The organism is Microbulbifer variabilis, assembly GCF_023716485.1.
In the GTDB taxonomy this organism is placed as follows: Bacteria; Pseudomonadota; Gammaproteobacteria; order Pseudomonadales; family Cellvibrionaceae; genus Microbulbifer; species Microbulbifer variabilis_B.
Map to the genome: position 1 here is coordinate 1,413,964 of NZ_CP092418.1, position 26,824 is coordinate 1,440,787.

The window sequence follows — 26,824 nt, forward strand, 5'->3', positions numbered from 1 at the left end:
TTTTATCTCTAGCCGTTTTCGGTAATTAAATGCCCGGGTCTGTAAAAATTGAGGTCTGGGCTACACCTCTCTTTTAAGTGGTTGAGTTGCTGAAGAGCTGTAGCTCTGCAATATCCCGCTTTCCGCTCAGAAGTCCATCAACTCAAGTTGCCAGCACCGGTATACTGTGTCGATCTCAGTTCCAGGGTATAGGCAGTGACCTCCAAATCCGCAGCAAATTCTCTACCGCAACTTATAAAGTCTGCGATGCAGCGCCACCCGGCTCTGGGACAGCTATGGGTTGGATTTTCTGGTGGCTTGGATTCCACTGTCTTGCTGCATCTTCTCAACCAGAATGGTATCCCCGTTAAGGCAGTGCATGTGCACCACGGCCTAAGTAGTAATGCAGAGCGCTGGCTTGACCACTGCGAAGCTGTTGCCCGTGAGCTGCAAGTGCCTTTTGTTGCGGTGCGTGTGCAAGTCGATAGAAGCGGTGGTGGGATAGAGCAGGGGGCGCGTAAGGCTCGCTACAAGGCTTTTGATTCGGTGATGTCCTCCGGTGATCAAATTTTGCTCGGTCACCATGGGGATGATCAGGCAGAAACCTTTCTATATAGACTAATGCGGGGAGCGGGCGTCCTTGGGCTTTCGGGTATGGCGGAGAGTCGGCCGTTGGGTGAGGGTAAATCTTTACTTCGTCCTTTGTTGTCAGTGGGGCGCCGTGAGCTGGAAGCCTGGGCCCTTGAACAGGGGCTCAGCTGGATTGAGGATGAGAGTAATGCTGATGAGGCCTTTGAGCGCAACTATTTACGCCGACAGGTCATGCCTGTTTTATCCACCCGTTGGTCGGCACGGCAGAGTATTCAGCGGGCTGCAGATAATCTTAGGGAATCTGCGTTACTGCTAGAGGAGTTGGCGCTTGCTGACTTGCAGATCTGTGATATCAGGCGAGAGAGGTTAGGGGAGAGCCTCTTTTTAGCGACGTTCACGAATTTAAGTATTGCGCGGCGCAAAAATCTACTGCGCGGTTGGGTGTTGCTGCAGGGTGGTATGGCACCGGAATCCGTGGTTCTGCAAGAAGCTTTGGCGCAAATTGAGAAAGCGAGTGCGGATGCCCAAGTGGAAGTACGACTGGGTGGGTGTGTAGTGCGACGCTTTCAGCGGCGCCTCTATCTGACCCCTGTCATGGAGCCCTTTTCTACCACCGAAGAAAGCCTTCAATGGGATGGCGTGTCAGCACTACTGTTGCCCAGAGGTGGTGTACTGGAATCGGTGCAGGGTTGGCCCCAGGGGGTATATGAAGTGAAATACCGCCGGGGCGGTGAGCGCGTCCAGCCTCTCGACCGACTTCGCTCCCAGACTCTCAAGAAGGTGTTGCAGGAGAGGGCGTTGGAACCCTGGCTGCGAGACCGGATACCGCTCGTGTATCTGGATGGAGAGCTGGTGGCAGTTGCCGATTTATTCTGCTGTAAGGCGGGCTGCTCCACTTTGTCAGTAACACCTTCGGTGAAACCGCCCAGCTGGCGGTTTTTCGATTGAGCGGAGAGGGGTTTTCTGCTACCCTGGCGCCCCGTCTCAAAGGCACCGGGAGAAGCTGGATTATCCGCCCGGGCCAGCCCTGTAAGCTCGACATTCATCGAGCGCTCAACTGACCAAGGTTTTGCATGACGCGCTATATTTTTGTAACTGGTGGCGTGGTTTCCTCGTTGGGGAAAGGTATCGCCTCCGCCTCTTTGGCCGCCATTCTCGAGGCCCGTGGCCTCAAGGTTACCATCCTCAAACTGGACCCCTACATCAACGTAGACCCGGGTACCATGAGCCCCTTCCAGCACGGTGAGGTGTATGTCACCGAGGATGGTGCCGAGACTGACCTGGACCTGGGTCACTACGAACGCTTTATCCGTACCCGGATGTCCAAGCGTAACAACTTCACCACCGGCCGTGTGTACGAGACTGTACTGCGCAAAGAGCGCCGTGGTGACTACCTGGGTGGCACCGTACAGGTGATCCCACATATTACCGACGAGATCAAACGCCGCGTTGTAGAAGGTGGCCGCGATGTCGACGTCGCTATTGTTGAAATCGGTGGCACCGTAGGTGATATCGAATCCCAACCGTTCCTGGAATCTGTGCGTCAGCTGCGTGTGGAAATGGGCACCAACCGCGCCCTGTTGATCCACCTGAGCTATGTGCCCTTTCTTGCCACTGCTGGTGAAACCAAGACCAAGCCGACCCAGCACTCTGTTAAAGAGTTGCGTTCTATCGGCTTGCAGCCGGATATTCTGCTGTGCCGTTCCGAGCGTGAGATCGATGAGGACTCCCGCCGCAAGATTGCACTGTTCACCAATGTGGAAGAGCGCGCTGTTGTACCCCTGCCCGATGCCAAGACCATCTATGGCGTACCGCGTCTTCTGCACAGTTACGGCCTCGACGATATCGTTGTGGAAAAACTGCAGCTGGAATGCCAGGCACCAGACCTTTCCGAGTGGGATGAAGTGGTCGATGGCAAGCTGAACCCCCAGCACGAAGTGAAAATTGCCATGGTTGGCAAATACATGGAGTTGCTGGATGCCTATAAGTCCCTGATCGAGTCCCTGACCCACGCGGGTATCAAGCATCGTTGCAAAGTGGATATCGACTTTATCAACGCTGAAGACGTTGAGGGTGAGAACGGCATTGACCTGATCAAGGATGCCGATGCAATCCTGGTTCCCGGTGGATTTGGTGAGCGCGGTTTAGAGGGCAAGCTTGAATCTGTTCGCTACGCTCGTGAAAACAATATTCCTTACCTGGGCATCTGCCTCGGTTTACAGTCTGTGGTTATCGAGTTCGCGCGCAATGTGCTCGGCCTCGAAGGTGCCAACAGTACTGAATTCAATACTAAAACCCCGCACCCGGTTATCGGCCTGATCACAGAGTGGATCGATAGTGAAGGCAATATCGAGAAGCGCGACGAGCAGTCTGACCTGGGGGGCACCATGCGCTTGGGTGGCCAGGAGTGTCGCTTGGCTAAAGATACCAAGGCTCGCGATATCTACGGCGCAGACGTCATTGTAGAGCGTCACCGCCACCGCTACGAAGTGAACAACAACTACGTTGATCGCCTGCAGCAAGCCGGTTTGAAAATTGGCGGCTGGTCTGCAGACGATACCCTGGTAGAAATGGTTGAATTGCCGAACCACCCCTGGTTCGTTGCTTGCCAGTTCCACCCGGAATTTACTTCAACCCCGCGCGACGGCCATCCGCTGTTCGAAAGCTTTGTTGCCGCAGCAATGAAGCAGCGTGAAAACCAGGGTTAATCAGTAATCCGCCCCCAGTCACAGAGACCGGGGGTGAGATGACAGGGAGCTGACAGTGAAAACAATTGAAGTCGGAAATATTCAGGTCGCCAACGATAAGCCCTTTGTGCTTTTTGGCGGTATGAATGTACTGGAATCCCGCGACCTGGCGATGCAGGTGGCTGAGCACTATGTAAAAGTCACTGAAAAACTGGGTATTCCATATGTTTTTAAAGCGTCTTTTGACAAGGCCAATCGCTCTTCCATCAACTCCTATCGCGGACCGGGAATGGAGGAAGGCCTGAAGATTTTTCAGGAAATCAAAGACACCTTTAGGGTCCCCCTGATTACCGATGTCCACGAAGTACACCAGGCTGCTCCGGTTGCCGAAGTCGTGGATATTATCCAGCTGCCGGCCTTCCTGGCCCGCCAGACTGATCTGGTCGCCGCTATGGCAGCGACTGGTGCAGTGATCAACGTCAAAAAGCCCCAGTTTATGAGCCCTCCGCAAGTTAAAAATGTGGTGGAGAAATTTGCTGAGTGCGGCAATGAAAATATTCTTTTGTGTGAGCGCGGTGCCTGCTTTGGCTACGACAATCTGGTTGTCGATATGCTGGGCTTCAGCACCATGATCAATGCCTCTGGTGGTGCACCGCTGATTTTTGATGTCACCCACTCACTGCAAATGCGCGATCCTTCCGGTGCTGCCTCTGGTGGTCGCCGTGCACAGGTCACTGAGCTGGGCCGAGCAGGTTTGGCTATTGGTATTGCCGGCCTGTTCCTGGAAGCACACCCGAATCCAGATAAGGCATTGTGTGATGGCCCCAGTGCATTGCCACTGGAGAAGCTGGAACCATTCCTCGCACAGATGAAAGCTGTGGATGATTTAATCAAAGGCTTTACGCCTCTGGATACTGAATAAAAGTAAGAAATACATAGCGCGCGCCCTTTTTGGGCGCTTGGTACTTATTCTGTAGCTATTATTCATGGAAGCTACGATTAGAGATACTCACAAAAAACTGTGAGAAAAAGTTTCACAAGAGTAAGAACCCTTAATTGTTGCGTGCAGCTATTGGAAAATTTCTTTCAGTAATTACCTTTTTAATAAGTAACAAGTTTAGTTAGTACTAATACGGAGCCCATTGTTAATGAGCAATATTGTCGCTGTTAAAGCCTACGAAGTGCTGGATTCCCGCGGTAACCCTACCGTCGAAGCCGATGTAATCCTGGAAGACGGTTCCATTGGTTCCGCTTGCGCTCCTTCTGGTGCCTCCACTGGTTCTCGTGAAGCTCTGGAATTGCGCGATGGCGATAAGAGTCGTTACCTGGGCAAAGGTGTATTAAAGGCTGTTGAGAATATCAACACGACTATCGCCGATCTGTTGAAAGGTATGGATGCTATCGATCAGCGCACCCTGGATAAGGCAATGATCGATGCCGACGGTACTGAAAACAAAGCTAATCTGGGCGCTAATGCTATTTTGGCGGTTTCACTAGCGGCCGCTAAAGCCGCTGCAGCTTCCAAAAAAATCCCCCTGTATCAGCACATTGCTGAAGTAAACGGCACTCCGGGTGAATACTCTATGCCGGTTCCGATGATGAATATCCTAAACGGTGGCGAGCACGCCGATAACAATGTGGATATCCAGGAGTTTATGGTTCAGCCCGTTAAAGCTGAATCTTTTGCCGAAGCCCTGCGTCAAGGTGCTGAGATCTTCCATTCACTGAAAAAAGTACTGTCCAGCAACAGCCTGAACACTGCGGTTGGCGATGAAGGCGGCTTTGCTCCGAACTTGCCATCCAACGAAGCCGCTCTGAAAGTGATTGCTGAAGCGGTAGAAAAGGCCGGTTACACCTTGGGTGATGACATTACCCTGGCTCTGGATTGTGCTTCTTCCGAGTTCTACAAAGATGGCAAGTACGACTTGGCTGGCGAAGGCAAGCAGTTCGACAGCGAAGGTTTCGCCAGCTATTTGGCTGAGTTGTCCGCCAACTATCCGATCCTGTCTATCGAAGACGGTATGGACGAGAGCGATTGGGACGGCTGGAAAATTCTCACCGACAAGATAGGTGAAAAAGTACAGCTGGTAGGCGATGACTTGTTCGTAACCAACACCAAGATACTAAAAGAAGGTATCGAGAAAGGCGTGGGTAACTCTATCCTGATCAAGTTCAACCAGATCGGCTCCCTGTCCGAAACTCTGGACGCGATTAAGATGGCAAAAGATGCAGGCTACACCGCTGTAATCTCTCACCGCTCTGGTGAAACTGAAGACACCACCATTGCTGACCTGGCTGTAGCTACCGCTGCTGGCCAAATCAAAACCGGCTCCCTGTGTCGCTCCGACCGCGTAGCTAAGTACAATCGTCTGCTGCGTATTGAAGCTGAACTGAATGGTTCCGCTCCTTACCGTGGCCGTGCTGAATTCAAATAATCAATATTTGAATCGCACATTGGTATTGCAGAGGGATTCCTCTGCAATACCTATAATACGAACAAGCGAAATATCGTAATCTCGTATGAAATGGCTGCTGGGAATTCTTACCTTTATTCTGCTTGCCACTCAGTATCGTCTCTGGGTTGGTGATGGCAGTCTTGCCGAAGTTACCCGTCTCAAACGACAGCTTGCTCAGCAACAGGAAAAAAATGCAGCTTTAGCGCGGGAAAATCGCCAGTTGTTGAGAGAAGTACGAAGCCTGAAAGTGGGCACTGATGGTGTCGAAGCCAAGGCACGCTATGATTTGGGATTGATTAAGGAAGGGGAAACCCTGTTTATCTTCCTGGACTCGGAAGAGGCTAAAAAGTGATTACAGATTATTGGGTGGTTGTGCCCGCTGCGGGTGTTGGTAAACGCATGGGAGCCGATCGCCCCAAGCAGTATTTACCATTACTGGGGCGCCCTTTATTGTCCCTAACCCTGCGGAATATTTTAAGTTGGCCGGGACTTGCTGGCGTTGTTGTGGCCCTATCAAAGGATGATGAATTTTTCCCGCACTTGAAAGAAGCCTCTCACCCATTAATGCACACTGTAATTGGTGGCGCTGAGCGAGCGGATTCTGTCCTCTCAGCCCTGGAATTTCTCGCTCAACGGGAACATGGCGACACCCCAGTGCTTGTACATGATGCCGCTCGGCCATGTGTTGCAATGGAAGACATTAGTGCATTGTTGCACAGCCAGGTTGCACAGACCGCGCTGCTGGCGCGTCAGGCCAGCGATACTGTAAAGAGAGGGTCTGAGATAAGCGGTGTTCAATGTGTTGAACAAACCCTGGATCGCAAACAGATATGGCTTGCGCAGACCCCTCAGCGAGCGCCTCTTGCACTACTTCGCTCCTGCCTCAGTCAAGCATTGCAGCAAGGTGAAGCTGTTACAGATGAGGCAAGTGCGTTGGAAATTTTTGGTCACTCTCCGCAACTTGTTGAAGGTCGGAGTGACAATATCAAAGTGACCCACCCCACCGATATCGTAATGGCAGAGACCATTTTACGTCTGCGCTACGCTCCCACCGAGGATTATCGATAGTGAGTTTTAGAATTGGCCAGGGCTTTGACGTGCATGCGTTTGGCCCTGGCGATCATGTTGTGCTTGGTGGAGCAAAAATTCCCCATAGCTTTGGTTTAAAAGCCCATTCCGATGGGGACGTGTTGCTGCATGCTCTTTGCGATGCGCTTCTTGGTGCTTTGGCTCTCGGTGATATCGGTCATCATTTTCCCGATACGGATGAGCGTTTTAGTGGCGCGGATAGTCGCGCCCTTTTGCAGCATGTTATGACCCTAATTAAGGAAAGGGGATATCGCCTGGTGAATGCTGATACCACTCTCATTGCGCAGGCTCCCAAGATGGCTCCTCATATAGAAACCATGCGCGGCTATATTGCTGCGGATTGCGGTGTGGATATCGCCGATATTAGTGTGAAAGCAACGACTACGGAGAAGCTTGGCTTTACCGGACGGAGTGAAGGAATTGCGGCCCAGGCCACTGTTTTACTTGAGCGATATGATGTCTGAAGTCTGGAATCTAAATTGGCCCCGTGCTTTGGGTGGGGCGGCAATCTCTGCTGATTTTCGTACTGTTGCGGAAGATTTTGTTGTCGATGAGATGGCCTTTCCCGAACCTACAGAGGGCGGGGAGCATGTGTACCTGCATATTAAGAAGCGGGGGGCCAATACTGTCTGGGTGGCAAAACAGCTAGCCAAACTCGCCGGAGTGCGCCCTCTGGATATCAGCTACTTTGGGTTGAAGGATCGACATGCCGTAACCACGCAGTGGTTTAGTGTTTGGCTCGGGCAGAAGCCAGAGGCAGATTGGTCGCAGATCAATAGTGAAGAAGTTTCACTTCTGAGGTTTTTTCGAGGCGGCCGTAAACTACGTCGCGGGGAGCATGTAGGCAATCGATTTAAAATTCGCCTGCGCAATGTAAATGGTGATCGGGCGGCTGCGGAAGAGGTACTTAAACAGGTAGGCGGCGGAGTGCCAAATTACTTCGGTGAGCAGCGCTTTGGTATCGATGGCGGCAACCTGAACCTGGCGCGTCACCTGGCGGAAGAAGAGGGACGCTGTCGTAAGAATGAAAAGGCCTTTGCCATGTCGGCTGCGCGCAGTTGGCTATTTAATCAGGTATTGGCAGAAAGAATCACTCAAGACTGCTGGCAGCAAAGTATTGAGGGTGAGCCACAAAGTGAGCCCAGTGGCCCTTTGTGGGGGCGCGGTAGAAACCTCGCCACAGGTCCTCAAGGCGAATTGGAGCAGCAAGTACTAGAGAAGTGGCTGAGCTGGTGTAACTGGCTGGAACATTGCGGGCTCAAGCAAGAGCGAAGACCACTGGCCCTACGTCCAGAGGCCTTTCGTTTTGAGTGGCAGTCTGATGACCTCCTCTTGGAATTTGCGTTGCCGCCTGGGGCATTCGCAACAGCCTTGCTAAGGGAGGTGGCACAGCTGGTCAATGTGAACTCGGACACATAAAATTTGTGGCTGAAAGCGAGAGTTATACAGGGGATGGAATAAAAGCTTATGGACCGCTTGAGACACGAAGGCTTGGGAATGACCTCCCAGCGAACTCGCAATCGCCTGATCCAACGCTTGAGGGATGAGGGCATTATCAATGAAGAAGTCCTCGATGTGATGGCTTCGACCCCCAGGCACCTTTTTCTGGATGAAGCCCTGGCGATCCGCGCCTATGAGGATACAGCTCTGCCAATTGGCTATGGCCAGACAATATCCCAACCTTACATTGTTGCCCGCATGACAGAGTTGCTGCTGAGCAGGGCCAAATCCCTGCATAGGGTTTTAGAAGTTGGTACGGGTTCCGGCTACCAAACCGCAATTCTTTCTAGGCTGGTTGAACAACTTTTTTCTGTTGAGCGTGTCGAACCCTTGCTCGATAAGGCCCGCCAGCGTCTTACCGAGTTGGGATATCAGAATATTGAATACAATCTCAGTAGTGGTGGTTTTGGCTGGCCGGAAAAAGGGCCTTATGATGCAATCCTGGCAGCAGCGGCTCCCTCAACGGTTCCCGATGAACTCAAGCAACAGTTGGGACCAAATGGTGTGCTGGTTATTCCTGTGGGTTCGGAGCAACAGCACCTGATGATGATCTCTCGTCGCCAGGATACCGATCAGTTCGATGTGGAAAAGCTAGAAGCAGTGCGGTTTGTGCCGCTGCTTAGTGGTGTGGTTCGATGAAATTTAAAGAGCTCTTTAAGAGCCGGTACCCGGGTGTAGTGCTGCGTGGTATGGGAATGGGTGCTGCAGATGTTGTTCCGGGGGTTTCCGGGGGGACCATTGCTTTTATCACAGGGATCTACCAGGAGTTACTCGACTCTTTGAGCCGGATAGGGCCTCACTGTATTACGATAATGCGGGAGGAAGGGCTATCAGCGACGTGGAAGCACATCAATGGCAGCTTCCTGTTATCCCTGTTTTTAGGGGTGTTGATCAGTATCTTCAGCCTGGCGAGGATTATTAGCGGCCTTTTGGAGCAATATCCTATTCTCGTCTGGTCTTTCTTTTTCGGCCTAGTGCTGGCTTCTACCTTCCCTATTCTTCGCAATATCCCCAGGTGGTCTCTTTCGACAGCGGTCTTTCTCTTTCTAGGCATCGCGCTGGCAGTTGTTGTCAGTGAGCTTCGCCCTGGGGACATCCCAGCTACGCCACTTACTTTATTTTTATCTGGAGCATTGGCAATTTGTGCCATGGCTTTGCCCGGAATTTCAGGTGCCTTTATCCTGCTTATGATTGGGATTTATCCCAAGGTGCTCACTGCAGTACATGAGCTGCAATTGTCGAATTTATTGTACTTTGCGGTTGGGGCCGCTCTGGGGTTAATGCTTTTTAGCCGATTGCTTTCCTGGTTGATGCACAAATATGTCGCTCGCACATTGGCTTTTCTTGCAGGGATCTTATTAGGTAGCCTGAAAATAATTTGGCCCTGGAAGCTACCAATCAATGGTGCCGAAACTGTTTCCAGTAAGCTTGCGCCATTACTCGCCAATACATCCCCGTCGAACTTTATGGCCCAGACAGGTGAGAATGCGAATCTGGGGCCTGCGATTATTGCCGCTTTGGTTGCTGCGGTACTGGTTCTCGCGGTGGACTATTTCGGAGGGGGGCATCGAGGTAAATCCTACGCCACACCGCAATAAGATCTGGAATATCTCGGTATGGCAGCTTTTTATGAAGCTTTTCCAATGATTTTTAGAGCTTTTCTTTAGACACTTTTTCCATAAATGCCGTGGTCTGATGTAAAAAGAGAATAATGGAATGTCATCTTTTACGACAAGTTGAGGCCCATTTTTGGCGGAACAATAAGCCTAATATTGGTCATTTTTTGACTTTGATGTTAAAAATATTAGGCGTCTGTGTCGTGGCTATAGCCCTGGTTTCCTGTGCTGGCCACAGAGCACCGAGTAGTTCCCTAAATCAGCCTCCAAGTATCCGTCTCAACCATCATACTGTGAGCCGCGGGGATACCCTGTATTCGATTGCCTGGCGTTACGGCCAGGATTTCCGCAAGCTGGCGGCTATCAATGGCATTAAGCCTCCCTATAATATTTATCCCGGCCAACGCTTACACTTGAATGGTAAAGTGCCGCGTCAAGTCGCCTCAAGCTCCCCTGTAGCAAGAAAAAAAACTGTGGCTAAGCCCGCGCCCACACAAAAAGCTATTCCCGCCAAGAATACAAAATCTTTAACGAAAAGCTCTACGCGCCAGAAGCCTCAAAGTAAGCGAACAGGGACGATTCACTGGCGTTGGCCTGTCCGTGGACAAGTCATCAGCAAGTTCCGCTCTGGAGACCCCTTGCGGAAGGGTGTTGATATCGCCGGTGAAAAGGGAGAATCTGTATCGGCAGCAGCTGATGGCACTGTTATCTACGCTGGCAGTGCATTAAGAGGGTATGGAAAACTGCTGATCGTTAAGCACAGCGATGTTTACTTGAGTGCTTATGCCCACAATCACCGACTGTTGGTGAAAGAGGGTAGTAAGGTCAAAGCTGGACAACGGATAGCGGAACTGGGTTCGAGTGGTACCAACCGCGACAAGCTCCACTTTGAAATACGAAAAAACGGTCAGCCAGTGGACCCTCTCGCGTATCTGCCTTAAGCCGGGAGAGTGCTCTAAAGCTCTGCAAATAAAAATGGACTTTTAACTAATACCACTTGGGGTGGTCACAGCAATCGTGGCGACCAAATGGTCAAGCCGATTCTGTGGCTGTCGCACATGTGTACCTGATTGGTCGTTTTTTAGACCGATTCTGGTCTCATGCTATGCGGTTGATATTGGCAAAGTACAAGGAGCAGGGGAAATGGAAGCACAACGGCAAGACCAGTCCATGACTGGCCAGGCAGAAGACTTTCCTCCTGAGTTGGCGGTAGAGAATGATGAGCAGAAACTAAATTCCGAAAAAGGTAAAAGTAGTGGCCGTACGCGGAGAAATGCGGCAAAAAATAACTCCGTTTCCTCCCCCACAGAGAAGAGTCGGGTTAGCAGGTTGGATGGCGATGGCCATTTACAGAAAAACCTGGATGCCACCCAGCTCTATCTCAATGAAATAGGCTTTTCCCCCCTACTGACCGCTGAAGAAGAGGTTTATTACGCACGCAAGGCCTTGCGTGGTGATGCTGCATCAAGAAAGCGTATGATCGAGAGTAACCTACGCCTTGTTGTAAAAATCGCCCGTCGCTACGTTAGTCGTGGCCTCGCATTGTTAGACCTAATCGAAGAGGGCAACTTGGGGTTAATTCGCGCTGTTGAGAAGTTTGATCCGGAGCGAGGTTTCCGCTTTTCTACTTATGCTACTTGGTGGATACGTCAGACAATAGAACGAGCCATTATGAATCAGACTCGTACTATTCGCCTGCCAATCCATGTAGTAAAAGAGTTAAATGTGTATCTTCGAGCATCTCGTGAGCTTGCACAGAAGCTGGATCACGAGCCATCTGCAGAAGAGATTGCTAACTTGTTGGAGAAACCAGTAGAGGACGTCGAACGGATGCTGGGGCTCAATGAGAGAGTCACCTCCGTAGATACTCCTATAGGCCCTTCTTCCGAGAAGACGTTGGTTGATACTATACCCGACCAGCAGGAGTCTGATCCGGCAGAACTCCTTCAGGATAGCGACCTTTTCGATAGCATTAATCGCTGGCTTGGTGAGCTTCCCGATAAGCAGTGTGAAGTTGTATCCAGGCGCTTCGGATTACGTGGCTTTGAGGCGAGCACTCTAGAAGAAGTTGGGCGTGAAATTGGTCTCACTCGTGAACGGGTTCGCCAAATCCAAGTTGATGCACTGAAACGTTTAAGGGAAGTTATGGAAAAGCAGGGACTTGACGGGCAATCCCTGTTTGGAAATCTCTAATTTTGGCCCCTAAATAGGGAGGCCCCATGAAAGGTGTGTTTCGTGGGGCTTCCTCAAACTAACTGTGATAGCGATGTAATACGTCACAGTTTCCGTTTTTCTACTTCAAGAGCGCTTATTTTCTCACCCAGCGACCAAGGTTGTCCTGGTAGTACTCCCCACGGGATAGGCGGGCCTCTAGTTTCTCGGCAGCACGTGCTGCAACTTGGGCAATATCGACATTGTGGCTTTTGGCAATCTCGGTATAGGCCTGCTTACGTTCCGCATTTATTTTTTTTACAAGCTTCTCCAGTTCAGGCGAACTGGCGTCCACAATAGCGATATAGCCACTGTTTGCTTCTCCCACTAACCCTTGCTTTTTGGCCTCTTCTAAGGAAATCGCCATTGCGGGTAACGCCAATATCAAGCCCAGAACTAATAGAGCTTTCTTTACCATACTCATATTCTATCTCCTCAGAAAATGCCTTCCTTGTCGTCAAACAGGTTTTCAAGATCCTTGTCCACTTTGACCCGGATTTCATGTTCAATCTTAACATTCAGGTTTACAGTAATTGGCTCGCTGGGGGCCTTCACTGCTACAGTAGGTGTGCAACCTATAGCAATCAAAGTGTACAGTACTCCTAAAAGAATCAGCCGGCTGGCCCTCATCTGATACTCCTTATGGTGCCACTTAGGCGCCTTTTATTTGTTGCATCTTCAGCAGTTACGTCAAAAATCAGGCCAGGTTCGCCAACTGCGTCGGGAGTGACCACATTTGGCAATTGTAATGGCTCTACCTTAACCCGCTCTGAATTAGTCGACCTTATGCACTAGTGGGGAGAGCCTACTGTACTAGCAACCTATTGGTCCAGTTGCTTTTCTAACGCTGTTGTCAGGTCACGGCTGGCCTGTAACGAGCGCAACATTGCAGGAATATTATTCTCAAGGTTGAGGTTAATAATCAGGTCTCTTTCTGAATCCATTGATTCACTACGCCCGACAAGTTTTAAGTTGAGTAATAGGTCTCCACTGGGGGGATATTGCAAATTGCCTTCCAGGGTGCGGAAATCATAGTCTTCAAGGGCATTTGAGATCAGTTTCAGCTGGGGGTTGCCCTTAAGCATCTGCTGAGAAAAGGCACCATAATATCTTAGCTCTCCGCCAGGCTCGACTGCTTCCAAATGACCATTTTTAACGGTAATCCCTTGGGGGCCTGTGGTAATAGGTATGGTTAAGTTTAGACGCCCTTTGGCTTTGAAACTTTCCGATTCGGTTTCTTGAGCTAGCTTTTCAAGAGATACATGCTCTGCGTACAAGGTACTGTTGCGTTCTATATTATCCAGATTCCAATACAAAGCTTCGGAAGACAGTTTGCCATCAAGAAACTCTGCAGAAAAATCGTTTAGGATAAGATCTTGTGTTTTATTTACAGACAGAGAAAAGGACAAATTATTTAGAGGTAATCCTGCATTGATGGATTCTATAGTCAGAGGCTGTGGTTTAGATGTAAACCATTTTCCTCTATGAGTTTCCACCAGAACATTCCCATTAACTCCTGCAGCAAAGCTACTATCGTAGATCGCAGCGATATTAGTTAAACTTATGTCGATAGTATCAGTTGATTGACGAGGCCATGATATAGCGCCATTGGCAGAAAGAGCCCCAGAAACGATATCTAAAGGTAAGCCTTGGAAAACCTTACTGAGAGGTGCTGCGGAATTGAACTCAACATATGGAAGTGAAAATTGAAGAGCGCCAACTCCTAACTCGATATCATGATGCAAACTTGAGGTGAGTTGTAAATTACCAGCCTTAACTTGGCTTTGTCCCTCAAGCTTATTCCCGTCCAGGGAGAGAGAGCCAGTAAGAGAAGTCTCAAGGGTATAATTTTCAGGGGTAACGACCTTAAGTCTGTTACTACTAAAGTCACTGCTGAACTGTGTGCTATCTCTTAAAGATATTACTTTTATATTATTCAGATCTAGTGTTCCAGATAAGGTCGCATGCTCACTGGAGAGATTGCTAAAATGGTTGCTTGATTTTTCAATAATGCAACTTTTTATACCTGATAAAATTTCACAGTTGACTTTAGGTGCTATAAGTTCCGCTTCCCTAATCTTGAATTCCTTAGCTTTCAGCTCTCCAAGTGAGGCTTTAACTTGCTCCATTTTTAAATTCTGAATGTCGCCATCTTCCTGGAAGTGAATGGTAGATGAAATATCCATTTTTCTGAGAACAACACCCGCGGGCATATCAATTATTACAGGAGATTTTGCCTCGAACTTAAACTTGCACTCGGTAAAATTTTTGATGTTGCACTGAATGTGTTCAATTTTTGAAGAGGCTGAATTAGGGGTGTTTTTAGCTTTTAGCTGAGTGACGATTAATCCATCGTGAATTTGTATATTGAAGAAGTTGGATTCCGAGGGGCTCCCAGTAATATGAATGTTCTTCTTAACTTCAGCTTGAATATGATTATGATTTAACCCACTGGTGAGTAAGGGAGACACTTCTTTCAGACCGGTTACTTCTGCATCAAACAGTAAATTGCTTTTTGGTAAGATAGTTAGACGAATTTGCTCAAACCAGTTTTTATTTATAGACGATGTTTCGGTAAAATTTAAGTGAGTCTCACTTTGAAATCTGAGATATCCTTTGGGATTGGTAATTTTGAGTGAAGGAAAGTAATTCTTAGTCAAAAGGGGCTTGATTAGTGGTTCTGCGCCAGCCAGATCGACAGAGCCCTTCAATTGGAACTTAGGGTTGGGTGTTAGATCGCTATATTCGAACCTAAGATTTGCCAAAAGATTTTTGCTGCCTGAATCTTTTAGTGTTGAAACCTCAATTGAGCCAGAACCAGTGACGGACTCTAACTGAATAGGATTTAGAGTCTTTAGTTTGAGTTCTATGGGTGACTGAGTTGACAAGTGAGCCTGTATCTTTTTATTGGAAGATTCAATGGGTAAGATCAATCCCAGGTTATCACTCTCAACTTTAAATAGAATATCCTGATAGTTTGCCTTGGATAAGATTTCGTCTGGAATGAAGGCGCGAGCATTAATCCGTATACTCCCACTGGCTCTCATTCCATCTGCAGGGGTTTCGGCCAATACTTCAGAGATGTTTAGAATCGACACAATGGAATTTAGGTTTGATGATGCACTCGCATCTAGTTTCCATTGATTTTTATGGGTTTTGGATATGTCTATTTCCAGTCGAGAAGGTTCTTTAATTAAGTCAGAGCTTATTTCTGTAACTGTAGTAATGTCGCTTGAAGTCAAATTAGCTTTTAGTGAAAGTTCGTGATTTCCGGTTTTGATTGAGCTGAAAGGTGTTTGTATATGGATCTCTGTATTATGCCGGTTTATTTTCAGCGGGCCAGCCTTCAAATCATCACCAAATTCAATTTCTCTTACGAATACTGATCCAGGTATAAAGCTTACTATATTCTGAGTTAAATTACTTAAGGTGAGAGCGTTTTCTTTAGAGGGTATCTTTTCAGTTTTGTTAGGTTTGCTTGATGTAGAGTTTTTTATTTCAGAGTATGTGAGTTTGCCAATTGATAGCTCAATCTTTTGGGTATTATCCCGATCAAAAATAATATGAAAAGGATAGAGTATTTTAACCTTGTTCAGGATAAGGTTATTTTTTCGGTTGGACTGAAGGCGGACTTGTTCGATAGAAGCTTCCTTGATGCCTAATTTCAATCCGGATAATTGCTGAATAACAACTTCGCCTGCAAATAGGTTGATCAACTGAGAGACAACAATATCTTTTTTCCACCAACTACCAACTAGAAAGGTAGCTAAGAGTACTGTAGTCACAATGATAAGAATACGGGGTTTTCGCACTTTAAAACTCTTAACTTATAGAGTGGAGGTGATTTCGTATAATCGCTAGAAAACTGCAGCAGTCATGTAACGGGTTAATAGCGTCTTTTGCAGATCTGTAACAAGATATCTTATCAGACTGTCAGGATAATACTTTGTGAGAATTAGATTATTGACTACAAAGATGGTTCACCTGCCCACCAAAATGAGAAATGAATGTTGGGTCATAAGGTGTAAGCCACTCTGTCCTGCAGCAGTTTTAGGTGTCATTGCATCTGTTATTATTCTCCGGCTTTGGGTGTAAAAGCCAGAAAGCAACAGGCTTAGCCATGCAGTCCCATTCGAATGAAGTATTAAGGCTGTATTGGGCTTTGATAGCAATGCAGATACATCATGAGGGAAGGGTATCTTGACCTGCAACACCTGGAATCTTTTGTAGGCTCACTCAGTGATTAAGGTGAATATTAAATAGCTTGAAGCTATAAGCAAAAGACTTATAATTGCTTTTGTTGTGAAGGTTCTCACGTACGATAGGGGGCAGTCCGCACGTGGTTAGAGTTGCTGTCCAGGCAGAAATCTGCCACAGGAGTGGCGGGCGGGTAACTAGAAGTTTTCATTGATTAGAAGATAGCCGATCAGTTTACCCCTACTAAACCACTGCCTCTGTCAATGGACCAACAAACAGTCCAAGAACCCCATTCTTATCAAACTAAAAATATAAGATTTTTAGTCGGTGATTGGTGGAGAGAGGCTTAAATAGCTAAAAAATTGACCATCCGCTAGAGGGATAAACACGGCGATGATTCTGGGTGGGTATTGAATCTGTTTAGGAACCGTTGCTTGAGCTGTGCAAATTGATCCTAATTTGTGATTGGTAAACGGGCGATGGGTCTTAGAGATATTCAAGATTAGAAGAGGTATTATCTATTTATGTTTTCTTTAGCCTGTGTTGGCATATACGAGCCCAATTTACACGGAATTAATCTTCCATGGGGGCGAATTGAATGAGGATATTTAAAAAATGCAAGATGCTCAGCCAAAGACTATTTACCTCAAAGATTATCAAGTACCAGATTATCTGGTAGATAGCACAGATCTTCATTTTGAATTGGAGCCCAAGGCGACTCTGGTAAAGTCACAGCTAAAAATCCGTAGGAACCCCAAGGCGGGTCAAGGTTTGCCGCCTTTGCTTCTGGATGGCATCGATTTAGAGCTGTTATCTATTGCAATTGATGGTTCAATTCTTCCCGAGGTCTCATATCAAGAAACCCTTCAGGGATTGTCTATATTGGTGGATAAACCGGAATTCATATTGGAAATCCATAATAGAATTAATCCTGAAGATAATACTTCTTTAGAAGGTTTGTATCTTTCAAATGGTATGTATTGCACACAATGTGAGGCAGAAGGGTTTAGAAAGATAACTTTTTACCCCGATCGTCCGGATGTGATGTCGAAATTCACCACTACTATCGTTGCGCCAAAAGATCATCCTGTATTGCTATCCAATGGTAATCAGATTGATTTTGGCGATTGTGAGGATGGTCGTCATTTTGCGACCTGGGAGGATCCTTTTGCGAAACCATCTTATCTATTTGCTTTGGTGGCAGGGGATTTGGAAAATGTAGAGGATACTTTTACTACTAGTAGCGGGCGTGAAGTAAAACTGCAAATTTTTACTGAAGCAAAAAACATCGGTAAATGCGAGCATGCCATGCGCTCCCTGAAAAAGGCTATGAGTTGGGATGAGGAAGTATATGGCAGAGAATATGATCTAGATATTTTTATGATCGTGGCGGTAGATCATTTCAATATGGGGGCCATGGAAAATAAAGGGCTAAATATCTTCAATTCAGCTTGTGTGCTGGCGAGTCCTGAGACAGCAACCGATTCTGCCTTCCAGAGAATAGAATCTATCGTTGGGCATGAGTACTTTCATAACTGGTCGGGAAATAGAGTTACATGCCGGGATTGGTTTCAGCTCAGTTTAAAAGAAGGTTTTACGGTGTTTCGTGATGCCGAATTTTCTGCTGATATGAATTCTCGGGCTGTTAAGCGTATCGAAGATGTTTCACTATTACGAACCAACCAGTTTGCTGAAGACGCGGGCCCCATGTCTCACCCAATAAGACCAGATTCTTACATAGAGATTTCCAATTTCTATACATTAACAGTATATGAAAAAGGTGCGGAAGTAGTCCGGATGTTGCACACCCTATTGGGGAAGGAGAAGTTTCGCAAAGGTAGCGATCTCTATTTTGAACGACATGATGGAAGTGCAGCAACCTGTGAAGATTTTATCCTGTCGATGGAAGATGCTAATCAGGTAAACCTCACCCAGTTTCGACATTGGTATAGCCAAGCTGGAACTCCAATCTTAGAGGTTACAGACAGCTTTGATCAAGCAACGGGCAGATATAGCCTTAAAGTTTCTCAGTCTTGCCCAACTAGGGCGAACCAGGATAAAAGTCTACCACTTCATATCCCGATTAAAATTGGTTTGCTGGATGTGGATGGAAATAACTCTATTCTCAACAATGAAGGGGATATTGAGGAAGTTCTAGAGGTTACTCAGCCTGAGCAACTCTTTGAGTTTAGTGGATTTCGGGAAAAACCCCTGCCATCACTTCTGCGTGATTTTTCTGCGCCTGTCAAGGTTCGTTACCCCTATACCGGGAAACAGTTGATTTTCCTGATGCGTAATGATTCAGATACGTTTAACCGTTGGGATGCATCGCAGCGTCTTGCATTTATGGCCCTTACACAACTACAGCAAGACTATCGTAGTGGAGAGGCACTTCAGTTACAGCCTGAACTGATAGAGGCATACCGGGATGTGCTAAAAGATAGCACACTAGATCCCGCCTTAGTGGCAGAAATACTACGATTGCCAAGTGAGCAATCCGTTGCAGAGATGAATGATCTTATTGATGCTGAAGCGATAGTTGTAGCGCGAGACTTCGCATTAAAAACTTTGGCAACGGCATTGGCTCCTGAGCTGTTACAAAGATATACAGCGTTGGATCACCAGAAACCCTATAGTCCCAATGCAAAAGATATTGCTGAGCGAAGCTTGAAAAATACTTGCTTATCTTATCTTGCAGCTACAGAAAAAGATGATGCGTTAAATATTGTACAAAAGCAGTTTGAGACAGCTGGGAATATGACTGATAGCGCCGCAGCACTTAGTGCATTGATTAACTACGGAAGTGCTCCGAAGGTTGATTCGGCAATACAAGAATTCTATCAGCGCTGGAAAGATGATACTCAAGTTGTGGAGCTTTGGTTAGGGCTGCAAAGTAGCAGTGCCCGAAACGGGACTCTTGCTAATATCAAAAATTTAATAAAGCATCCCTCCTTTGAGATTAAAAATCCAAATAAAGTTCGAGCGGTACTCGGTGGCTTTGCTAATCGAAACTTTAAGCAGTTTCATAAGGAAGATGGTAGCGGCTTCTTCTTTATTGCTGAGCAGGTCGTTATGCTAGATAAAATTAATCCACAGATAGCAGCACGGCTTGTTGTGCCGATTACACGCTGGCAAAAATACAGTGATGATCTTTCGGGTAAAATGAGAGAGGCTCTTCAGGGTATTCTTGATTCTGGTGGGTTATCTAAGGATGTTTTTGAGGTGGTGAGTAAAAGTATAAACTAAAGCTCAGTTGTCAAGTTCGTTAAATGGGGCGATAAATTGCCCCATTTTTGACTTGAGCGTGAAGCACTCTAAATTTCTTTATAATATTGGTTTTATCCGATCGCTGCCAAGTCTAACTAAGTTAAGTTTTTCGTTGAGTAGTTTTAGTTCGGTGATGGATGTATAGTCAGGACGGAACTGCTGAATTTTGGAGTTATCCAGAACATGTGCTACTACAGAATTGATTACCATAAAGTGGCAAAATACTATAGTGTCTTCTTGAACACTTAAAAGATAGTGAATGATTCCGTCACGCCACTTCTTTTGTTGTGTATTGTTGGGGTCCCAATTCTGATCTAATAAAGAACGTAGCCAAGGTAAGCGTTGCTGTAGTGTGACCCCTTTGGGTGTAGGGATTTCGCTGACTCTGTTTTCTAAAGTAACGATTTTCCTCCACTTCTCTGCTAAAGGTTGTGCAGTTTGCTGTGTGCGAAGTTTGGGACTACTAACTATATTAAGATCCGTATTTTCAGTGAAACTTTGAGCTAAAGTTGAGGCTTGTTTATGTCCCAAGGTGGTGAGAGTTGGGTCAGGTATTAGAGGACCTTTTTCGGCCTCACCATGACGGGCAAGTAGAATTTTTATCATGCTTTTGATTTTATAGGTATTTATTTAAGGCTTCATTGGGAATATCTTGCCATAAGTTGAGTAAATCCGTGGCATTAAATTCTCTAGAGGTTGAATTTTGGCCTAATCGCTTACTGTTGGTGCCTGAATAGACAGCCCAATCCCCTCCAGGAGTACCTATTTCAGCAAAGCTAAGCCAGGATCCCTGAATAGAGGCGCTGAGCAGATGGGCCTCGGTTTCTCCACCGTACAGCATCTTAAGAGAATCTTCGCCATGGGTTCCAAATACATAGCCGAGCTCTACTGCATGACAAGCCCCTAACAGAGGTTGAGAGGCAAGGGGTTGTGTGAAATGGTAGTGAAAACAATTACCGGGATATCCATTGAGATGCCTGAGGCCTGGGAGGGTAAATACCATATCTGTAAGCATTAGATTCCAGGTTTTACTCCATATTGGCCAATGATTATCTTTAGTTATAGAGGCTTGTTGATAATAATAATTGATAATGGGTTTTAGCTTATCTTCAGGAATTAACCACTCTAGGTGTTTACAAATCTTTTGATAAGTAAGTGTATATATTTCCGGATTGGATGCACTAAACAAATTCCATTCTTCTAGATTGCTTCCTAAAAGGAGTGGGAGGCCTTTTTCAGTCGGTTTTCTACTAAGTTTTGTATCTTCTATAAGTTTATTATCAATAACGGGTTTAAACGGAAGTTTTCCCCATTTTTGATGTAGCTGTGTAGCTTCTAGAATTTTTTTCTGTGCTTGTAAAAGTTCTTTTGCTGTATAGTGATAAAGTGATTTTCCTTTACTTATTTTCCTGAGATGAAAAGTAAAGGCTTCTGCCATCTGGTTTGCCTGCTCGATAGAGTGAAGGGCTCTGGGGTGGCCGCTTTGCACAATGGCACGGGCATATAATCCTTGACATTCAGAAATATTCAAAATAGAGGCGATACTCATAGCGCCTGCAGACTCGCCAAAAAGTGTAATATTGTCTGGGTCTCCACCAAATACGGAGATGTTATTCTTTACCCACTTAAGTGCGGCAATTTGATCCAGAATGCCCTCATTACCGGTAGAGGGAATCTCGCTGATGTCCTTGAGGCGTAAAAACCCAAAAGAGCCTAGTCGATAGTTGAATGTAATGATGATGGCCCTGCCACTGGCAGCTAAGTAACTACCATTGTAAATAGGTTGACAGCCAGAGCCCATATAGAAAGATCCCCCATGAATCCAGAACATAACTGGAAGCTTCTGTGAGGGATTGACTGGGGGAGAAAAAATGTTGAGATGTAAACATTCCTCCCGCTCAGGAATTTCGCCATCTCGTCCTCGGACTTCCATTAATGTGGATGGGTTTTGCGCAGCCGGCATGCCGAATTCTTCTGCATGATATGGAGTTGTCCAGGGGGGTAGCTCTTCAGGAGGACTCCAGCGTAGTTCTCCTACGGGGGGGCGGGCATAAGGTATCCCAAGAAACTTATGGATCCCCAATTTCAAATCACTTTTACCGATGATGGGGCCAGAGCTAGTTTCAATTATTGGCGTCATATTTTTATTTAAGTGTTTGCCAATATCTGGATCCTTAGTCATTTCTGGCGCCCCTATCTCTAAAGCGAAATCTCAGATTTGTTTTTTCAGTGTGAATGGTTGCATGACTGTTACAGGCTCAACTGAAATCATATTTACAAAAAGGCGCTGTTGGGGAGTGCATACTTCTACCCTGAGTGTAATTTTAATGAGGTGAATTATAATTTAGTCAGCGGATTGCTGGCGGTGGGGTATTAGCTGTCTATTAGTCTGAGGTTTGTTTAGATTAGGGTTTTGAAGGATGATTAGTCATGGGGGAGTACACTGCTGGTCGGGTATTAAGCGATGGCCTTAAGTAGTGGTTGGGGATTTCATGAATTTTATGTTGCAAGCTGATTGGTCATGTTACATTCATAAAAAATTCATATTTTCAAATTTCTTGTCTTTGAAAACGCTGACTTCACTATTTATAACGTTTATGAGAAACAAACCTCGTTTGAGATAATTTGTCCCACTTTTTAGTCGCTTGTTATTCTTATAAGATTGAAGATCTTCATGCGTTCCCTTAATGATGACCACTGTAACTTAGTTTGTGTGTTTAGTGATCATATCCAGTAGATATATTGTGGTGGAGAGATGGTTGCTTGTTGCTTGGGCTTCGCATTCAAATTGATTTTTTGAAGTTTAGAAACTGCCTCTTCAATATTGCCATTCATTGCATAGATGATACTAATTACTGCTGCTATGCGATATAAAACTTCGTTACTTGAGTTTGGTAAACTTATCTCTAATTCTCGATTTGGTAACTGTAGGGAAACCGAGTCATCATTGTCGTTTGCGCATGTTTTATTGATACGGACTTCGGCATTAGTGCTTTCCCCAAATAGAATAACTCTTCGAGCGTGTTTCTTAGCCTTTTTGAATATATAGTCAAAGCATTGAAGGTGTTCTCCAACTATTGCAATAGCAGGACCGGTTAAACCTTCAAAGATCCGGGAACACAATTTGGCCATGTCGGCTACTGAAGTTGCCGTTTGGTTAGTCGACGGTAAATCAATTTCAGTAATTAAAGATATTGTCGGTTTAATACGATGTGTAATTGGCCCAGGCTTCATACTGAGGGCACTTTGCGTAACTTCAATAATCGCAGCTTCATGATCCTTATTTAGACTGGCTAACACACATGGGGCTGCTATGCATGAGTTGTCTGCACCAGAATTGGTTAGGACTTTATCCTTTGGACCAAGTGTATGTGTGATCATGTTTCGTATAGGAAGCCTCTCTGATGTTCCAGTAATAGCAATGACTTCACCATCGAAACGCTCGCGGGCTGCAAAACCTAGCTCTATGATCGTCTTAAGAGGGTCATCCACCTTTAACACTGGCAGTCCTTTAGGCAGTCCGGGGATAGGGCGTGAGACTATAGCTCCGGCAATTCGGTCAGCAAACGATGGTAGTTTTTTGTGAGAATCCCAGAATTTTGCTGAGACCTTCGGAATCGGCGCATGGTAGGAGCGATCCAAGTTTGTATGTGCAACGAAGAGAACTGGCTTTGATGATGCTTCAATAAGTCCACTATCTGAAACTACACTGCTTACGAACCACTCTTTATCTTTAGGGGGAGGTTCCAGCCAGGTGCCTCCAGAGATAGCGGACAGCTGTTCTGCATTCCAAGTTTGCCCAGGTAGATGATCATAAATAATGTCTGGAAACTTGGTTCTATAAACTGGAATTTTGCTCTTTTGGTATTCACGTTGCGGAGTGAGGCTTAGTTTACTCATTACTCCTGGAATAGGTATTGGCTTGATTTTAGTTTTATTGGAAATCAAACCGACATATAGATGTAGCTCCGCATCACTAAGATCTCTGCTTGCAGGGGCTCTAAGCCCAAAAAAATCACGGTAAATCGTGTTGGGCTCCCAGTGGCTAGTGGGGAGCTGCCAGTCACAGGGGTCGTGGTCCATAGAGGTTCCCCAGCAGGGCATGGAACTCTGCAAAGTTGGTATAGCGCGGAAGTCCAGTCTGAAATTCTCAGAGAGTTTACTTTCGATTTTCCAAAAGGACTCCACCCATAGCATCTGCCGGGATATTAGCTCTCTAGGAGTTAATTTAATCCCCAGTAGCACTAGAGGGCCAATTTTTTTGGGGGGGATTTGGGCATCAACAGGTATCGAAGGAACCTGCCATTGGGGGTTTATTGGGCGTTTTGCCAATATCTTTTCTTGCCGATAAGTGGTTTTCCTACTAATAGAGAGTTTTCTTGCCAGGCGTGAGGGTGGAGTAAGCTTTAGATTGGCTGTGCCGTCTTCACATAAATGGAGTTGGGTTCCCAGTGACAAACAAATTTGGGAAAACCTTTTACAGTGTGCTTTAGCAGCTTCACCATATAATTGCTTTGAGTAGCCAAAACCAGCTTCAACAGGAGCAAATGTGATTTGCTCAATGCCACTGGTACTTAGGTGCAGGCGAAAAACGCCACTATCGGACACGCTTTCACGGATACAATCAAAGAGTAAGTCCCCGGCACCGTGGATAATAGGGCGCTGTTGATATAGTTCTATACCTTGTAGATTGTGACTGCCAGAGCCCAGAATACCATCTGCGCCAGCCTCTATAATTTTGTGGGCTGCGATGACTTGCTGCGGACAGGGGTGAGCCTTAGGGTTTGCTTCCCAGTGCACGGCTACCAGAACCACCTGGGCTTTCTTGCGAGCTGCAGTAATAAGGGGCCGCAGAGTGTCGTACCATAGCTCTGGTACTGATAAGGGGAGGTGAGCACAACCAGGATGCGTGGGGCCGGCAGCATAACGAGGCTGGCTGGCATCAAGAGAGAATATCGCTACATTGATATTTCCAGCAGGTCTGATTACAGGGCTGAGTGCCTCCTCTAGATTCCTGCCGGAACCTGAATGTCCAATCCCTGTGCAATCAAGCCACTGCCCCTGTTCCATTAATGCGGCAGGCCCATAATCGCCACTGTGATTGTTAGCAGTACAGGCTATATCTATTCCTGCATTAATGAGTATGGACAGCATCTCTGGTCTAGCGCGGTAATAACATGGGGAGGCCTCTCCCTTTGGAATACCCTGCTTACCGCTAGTGGCGATCACGCACTCCAGATTGATAACGCTGAGATCGGCATTATTCATTGCTGGGACATGCCCCAGAACCTGTTCAATGCCCAGCTGGGCTGTACGGTAGTGTTGTCTGCGCCCCAGATTTACATCACCGCCCCAGGCAATCACTGGCCGATCTTGAGCGACAGAGGGCGCGGTGGCTTGCCCATCAGTAATGATTTTGGAATGGTATAGATTGGCGGTAGCCCCTGTTTTTTTAGGTGCTTGGGATAAAAGATATTTCCTATAGGCGATCAAGCTAGAAAGACAATGACTCACTTCGTCTAATCTGACCCTGAAGTTTTCATGGCGAGTAAAAAAACTGCCAGTAACTCTCGCCGGATTCTTAAAGAACATGGCAAGCTCAGGCCAAAAATAGCCGTTTAATAGGTGATTGGCCCTTCCATGTAATGCACGATAAAAGTGTTCAAGATCAATTTGGTCCAGTAGATATTGATATGCCTCTTGGGTGCTTAGATCTGAGATCATCTTTGCCGCAGCCACCATTAACTCGAGTAACCTTGGGGATGCAGTTATATGCTTCTCGACAAAGTCCAGAATACTGACAAAGTTACGGATACCGAACTGATAGTATTTCTCCTTCGGCCTATAAATCGTGAGCAGGTTTACACAGTGGCTCACCCAGTGATCGTGAGCGCGCCAGTGCTCAGTCGCTATAAAATGATCCAAGCTTTTCTCTACCAGTGTTAACCAGCGCGGATTCTTATCCCAGCTATAAAGGCATATTAATGCGAAAGCTGCTTTACCCAGAGGGTTATTCGAGGCCGGCTGTTGTTTAATGGTGAAAGAAGAAAACTCCAGAACAAGGGGAAGCTGCCCAGTGTCCAGGTTTTGTAAAAATTCTATGCCCCTGGCTAATTGCTCCATCAGGTCTGCATAAGTCCTGCACTGCAAAGCCTCAGAATATTTAACCAGGGCTAATAGGCTTGCCGCGTTACTAGCTAGGTCGATTTCACTATGCTGTTCTACCCAAAAGGCAGCGACTTCACTTGTGTTTGGGAAAGTTATTTGGATTAATTTAGAGGTAAGATATTTCAATGCCTCCTCTATGGCTTCCAATAGAGAATACTCTTTGGTGACTTCCCAGGCCTCAACCATCGCGCAGATGCTACTTGCGTGGCATAAGTTTTTGTCATTGATGATCTCTTGATCGAAACAGGCATGCCATCCATAGTGAAAATGCCCACTGGGCTTTACCTGACCAGCTAGATAATGGCTGCTACTTTCAATAATCTTTGTAACATTCTGGCTATCCAGCTCTTCAATAACCCGGCGTCCAGTATTCAATCCCGATTCATATAGGCACAAAGGCTCCAGTTCTTTTTCACAAAAAAGCCCTGCAGTGGTCAGAAGTACAATGCTTCGTTCATCGGAGAAATCCAGATCTTCTTGCTGGTTAAAACGTTTCTTGAAGTATGAAGTAAAATTCTTTTCATTGAGGAATCCATGCTCGATTTTATCGCCGCCATGTAGCATGGCATTCCCGTTAAGTTCTTGTTCGAGAAAAGCAAATTTGCAATCGACATCCAATGCAAGGCCGTAGCGGAAGTAGGAGCGCTTGGTGTCCTGGAGAAGTTCATGTAAACCGGCAAGAGTCATTGTGCTCCTGCGGGTAACCCAATCTACCCGTAGCCAGCAGGGTTCTATTTTGGAGCTTTTAGCTGCCCTATGGGTAATTTCAGTGAGAGTCTGCCAAGCGCTTGGGAAGTCCTTAGCATGGGTGTGCCGTACTTGAGCTCGTTGCTTGGCGTCACTGATAGAAAAAAAAAGCGTATAGGGTGGGCTGAGATCACGCAGTGCCCGTTCTACCATGGGGCGTGCTCGTCTAAGCATGCTGGATAGGGACATGTCGCTATTATTCTCTGTGGATCGGGGTGACGGCTACATTATTCGTATAGCTTTGCTGGGTAACTAAAAGAGGACTTTCCTGCTGGAGTATAGACATGCGAACAGATTCTGCTGGTAATGAGAGAAA

The 26,824-nt window shown here is 46.6% G+C and carries 19 protein-coding genes; 13 read left to right on the forward strand and 6 right to left on the reverse strand.

What is annotated here, in order from left to right; translation table 11 throughout:
• Window positions 1-195 precede the first annotated feature (195 nt).
• From tilS to rpoS, 12 genes are all read left to right on the forward strand, one after another.
• Window positions 196-1,518 carry a tRNA lysidine(34) synthetase TilS gene (tilS, locus tag MJO52_RS06225; RefSeq protein WP_252085083.1) on the forward strand — a complete coding sequence of 441 codons (1,323 nt, stop codon included), beginning with the start codon at window positions 196-198 and terminating at the stop codon, window positions 1,516-1,518.
• A gap of 125 nt (window positions 1,519-1,643) precedes the next feature.
• Complete coding sequence (locus MJO52_RS06230) at window positions 1,644-3,278, forward strand: CTP synthase (RefSeq protein WP_252085084.1); 1,635 nt, start codon at window positions 1,644-1,646, stop codon at window positions 3,276-3,278.
• Window positions 3,279-3,333: 55 nt separating this feature from the next.
• Window positions 3,334-4,179: a 3-deoxy-8-phosphooctulonate synthase gene (gene kdsA, locus MJO52_RS06235; RefSeq protein WP_435583631.1), complete on the forward strand. Its 846-nt coding sequence runs from the start codon at window positions 3,334-3,336 to the stop codon at window positions 4,177-4,179.
• Between the two features lie 226 nt (window positions 4,180-4,405).
• Window positions 4,406-5,692, forward strand: a complete 1,287-nt coding sequence (eno, locus tag MJO52_RS06240; RefSeq protein ID WP_252085085.1) for a phosphopyruvate hydratase — start codon at window positions 4,406-4,408, stop codon at window positions 5,690-5,692.
• Between the two features lie 85 nt (window positions 5,693-5,777).
• Complete coding sequence (locus MJO52_RS06245; protein ID WP_252085086.1) at window positions 5,778-6,065, forward strand: septum formation initiator family protein; 288 nt, start codon at window positions 5,778-5,780, stop codon at window positions 6,063-6,065.
• Window positions 6,062-6,781 carry a 2-C-methyl-D-erythritol 4-phosphate cytidylyltransferase gene (gene ispD / locus MJO52_RS06250; protein ID WP_252085087.1) on the forward strand — a complete coding sequence of 240 codons (720 nt, stop codon included), beginning with the start codon at window positions 6,062-6,064 and terminating at the stop codon, window positions 6,779-6,781. The genes MJO52_RS06245 and ispD overlap by 4 nt, the downstream gene beginning before the upstream one ends.
• On the forward strand, window positions 6,781-7,266 hold the full coding sequence (gene ispF, locus MJO52_RS06255) for a 2-C-methyl-D-erythritol 2,4-cyclodiphosphate synthase (RefSeq protein ID WP_252085088.1): 486 nt from the start codon (window positions 6,781-6,783) through the stop codon (window positions 7,264-7,266). Before ispD ends, ispF begins: the two co-directional genes overlap by 1 nt.
• Window positions 7,259-8,221, forward strand: a complete 963-nt coding sequence (truD, locus tag MJO52_RS06260) for a tRNA pseudouridine(13) synthase TruD (protein WP_252085089.1) — start codon at window positions 7,259-7,261, stop codon at window positions 8,219-8,221. The genes ispF and truD overlap by 8 nt, the downstream gene beginning before the upstream one ends.
• Window positions 8,222-8,269: 48 nt before the next feature.
• Window positions 8,270-8,941, forward strand: a complete 672-nt coding sequence (locus MJO52_RS06265) for a protein-L-isoaspartate(D-aspartate) O-methyltransferase (RefSeq protein ID WP_252085090.1) — start codon at window positions 8,270-8,272, stop codon at window positions 8,939-8,941.
• Complete coding sequence (locus MJO52_RS06270) at window positions 8,938-9,900, forward strand: DUF368 domain-containing protein (RefSeq protein WP_252085091.1); 963 nt, start codon at window positions 8,938-8,940, stop codon at window positions 9,898-9,900. The genes MJO52_RS06265 and MJO52_RS06270 overlap by 4 nt, the downstream gene beginning before the upstream one ends.
• 194 nt (window positions 9,901-10,094) lie before the next feature.
• The gene (locus MJO52_RS06275) at window positions 10,095-10,859 is read left to right on the forward strand and encodes a peptidoglycan DD-metalloendopeptidase family protein (protein WP_435583632.1); all 765 of its coding nucleotides are present in this window, start codon (window positions 10,095-10,097) and stop codon (window positions 10,857-10,859) included.
• Window positions 10,860-11,061: 202 nt separating this feature from the next.
• Complete coding sequence (rpoS, locus tag MJO52_RS06280) at window positions 11,062-12,111, forward strand: RNA polymerase sigma factor RpoS (RefSeq protein ID WP_252085093.1); 1,050 nt, start codon at window positions 11,062-11,064, stop codon at window positions 12,109-12,111.
• Between the two features lie 115 nt (window positions 12,112-12,226).
• Here rpoS and MJO52_RS06285 read toward each other — a convergent pair whose 3' ends face one another.
• The 3 genes from MJO52_RS06285 to MJO52_RS06295 all read right to left on the reverse strand — a co-directional run bounded on the left by MJO52_RS06285 (window position 12,227) and on the right by MJO52_RS06295 (window position 15,941).
• Window positions 12,227-12,553 (reverse strand): YdbL family protein, encoded by a 327-nt coding sequence (locus MJO52_RS06285; protein WP_252085094.1) that lies wholly within the window; start codon window positions 12,551-12,553, stop codon window positions 12,227-12,229.
• An 11-nt stretch (window positions 12,554-12,564) separates the two neighbouring features.
• Complete coding sequence (locus tag MJO52_RS06290) at window positions 12,565-12,759, reverse strand: YnbE family lipoprotein (protein WP_252085095.1); 195 nt, start codon at window positions 12,757-12,759, stop codon at window positions 12,565-12,567.
• A 191-nt stretch (window positions 12,760-12,950) separates the two neighbouring features.
• Window positions 12,951-15,941: an intermembrane phospholipid transport protein YdbH family protein gene (locus MJO52_RS06295; RefSeq protein ID WP_252085096.1), complete on the reverse strand. Its 2,991-nt coding sequence runs from the start codon at window positions 15,939-15,941 to the stop codon at window positions 12,951-12,953.
• Between the two features lie 1,000 nt (window positions 15,942-16,941).
• Between MJO52_RS06295 and pepN the strand changes: the two genes are divergently transcribed.
• Window positions 16,942-19,572 carry an aminopeptidase N gene (gene pepN, locus MJO52_RS06300; protein WP_252085097.1) on the forward strand — a complete coding sequence of 877 codons (2,631 nt, stop codon included), beginning with the start codon at window positions 16,942-16,944 and terminating at the stop codon, window positions 19,570-19,572.
• A gap of 78 nt (window positions 19,573-19,650) precedes the next feature.
• Here the strand turns inward: pepN and MJO52_RS06305 are convergent, their stop codons facing one another.
• The 3 genes from MJO52_RS06305 to MJO52_RS06315 form a co-directional block, all read right to left on the reverse strand.
• Window positions 19,651-20,199 carry a histidine phosphatase family protein gene (locus MJO52_RS06305; protein WP_252085098.1) on the reverse strand — a complete coding sequence of 183 codons (549 nt, stop codon included), beginning with the start codon at window positions 20,197-20,199 and terminating at the stop codon, window positions 19,651-19,653.
• A gap of 10 nt (window positions 20,200-20,209) precedes the next feature.
• A complete protein-coding gene (locus MJO52_RS06310; protein ID WP_252085099.1) occupies window positions 20,210-21,775 on the reverse strand; it encodes a carboxylesterase/lipase family protein in 1,566 nt (521 codons plus the stop codon).
• Window positions 21,776-22,317: 542 nt separating this feature from the next.
• A complete protein-coding gene (locus MJO52_RS06315) occupies window positions 22,318-26,697 on the reverse strand; it encodes a CapA family protein (RefSeq protein ID WP_252085100.1) in 4,380 nt (1,459 codons plus the stop codon).
• Window positions 26,698-26,824: the final 127 nt, after the last annotated feature.

Excerpts from the sequence above, each read along its gene's own strand:
- MJO52_RS06315 (WP_252085100.1), bottom strand. The coding sequence starts at position 26,697 with ATGTCCCTATCCAGCATGCTTAGACGAGCACGCCCCATGGTAGAACGG.
- MJO52_RS06265 (WP_252085090.1), top strand. The coding sequence starts at position 8,270 with ATGGACCGCTTGAGACACGAAGGCTTGGGAATGACCTCCCAGCGAACT.
- pepN (WP_252085097.1), top strand. The coding sequence starts at position 16,942 with ATGCAAGATGCTCAGCCAAAGACTATTTACCTCAAAGATTATCAAGTA.
- MJO52_RS06275 (WP_435583632.1), top strand. The coding sequence starts at position 10,095 with ATGTTAAAAATATTAGGCGTCTGTGTCGTGGCTATAGCCCTGGTTTCC.
- MJO52_RS06285 (WP_252085094.1), bottom strand. The coding sequence starts at position 12,553 with ATGAGTATGGTAAAGAAAGCTCTATTAGTTCTGGGCTTGATATTGGCG.
- MJO52_RS06305 (WP_252085098.1), bottom strand. The coding sequence starts at position 20,199 with ATGATAAAAATTCTACTTGCCCGTCATGGTGAGGCCGAAAAAGGTCCT.
- MJO52_RS06270 (WP_252085091.1), top strand. The coding sequence starts at position 8,938 with ATGAAATTTAAAGAGCTCTTTAAGAGCCGGTACCCGGGTGTAGTGCTG.
- MJO52_RS06310 (WP_252085099.1), bottom strand. The coding sequence starts at position 21,775 with ATGACTAAGGATCCAGATATTGGCAAACACTTAAATAAAAATATGACG.
- eno (WP_252085085.1), top strand. The coding sequence starts at position 4,406 with ATGAGCAATATTGTCGCTGTTAAAGCCTACGAAGTGCTGGATTCCCGC.
- MJO52_RS06290 (WP_252085095.1), bottom strand. The coding sequence starts at position 12,759 with ATGAGGGCCAGCCGGCTGATTCTTTTAGGAGTACTGTACACTTTGATT.
- MJO52_RS06245 (WP_252085086.1), top strand. The coding sequence starts at position 5,778 with ATGAAATGGCTGCTGGGAATTCTTACCTTTATTCTGCTTGCCACTCAG.
- MJO52_RS06230 (WP_252085084.1), top strand. The coding sequence starts at position 1,644 with ATGACGCGCTATATTTTTGTAACTGGTGGCGTGGTTTCCTCGTTGGGG.
- truD (WP_252085089.1), top strand. The coding sequence starts at position 7,259 with ATGTCTGAAGTCTGGAATCTAAATTGGCCCCGTGCTTTGGGTGGGGCG.
- rpoS (WP_252085093.1), top strand. The coding sequence starts at position 11,062 with ATGGAAGCACAACGGCAAGACCAGTCCATGACTGGCCAGGCAGAAGAC.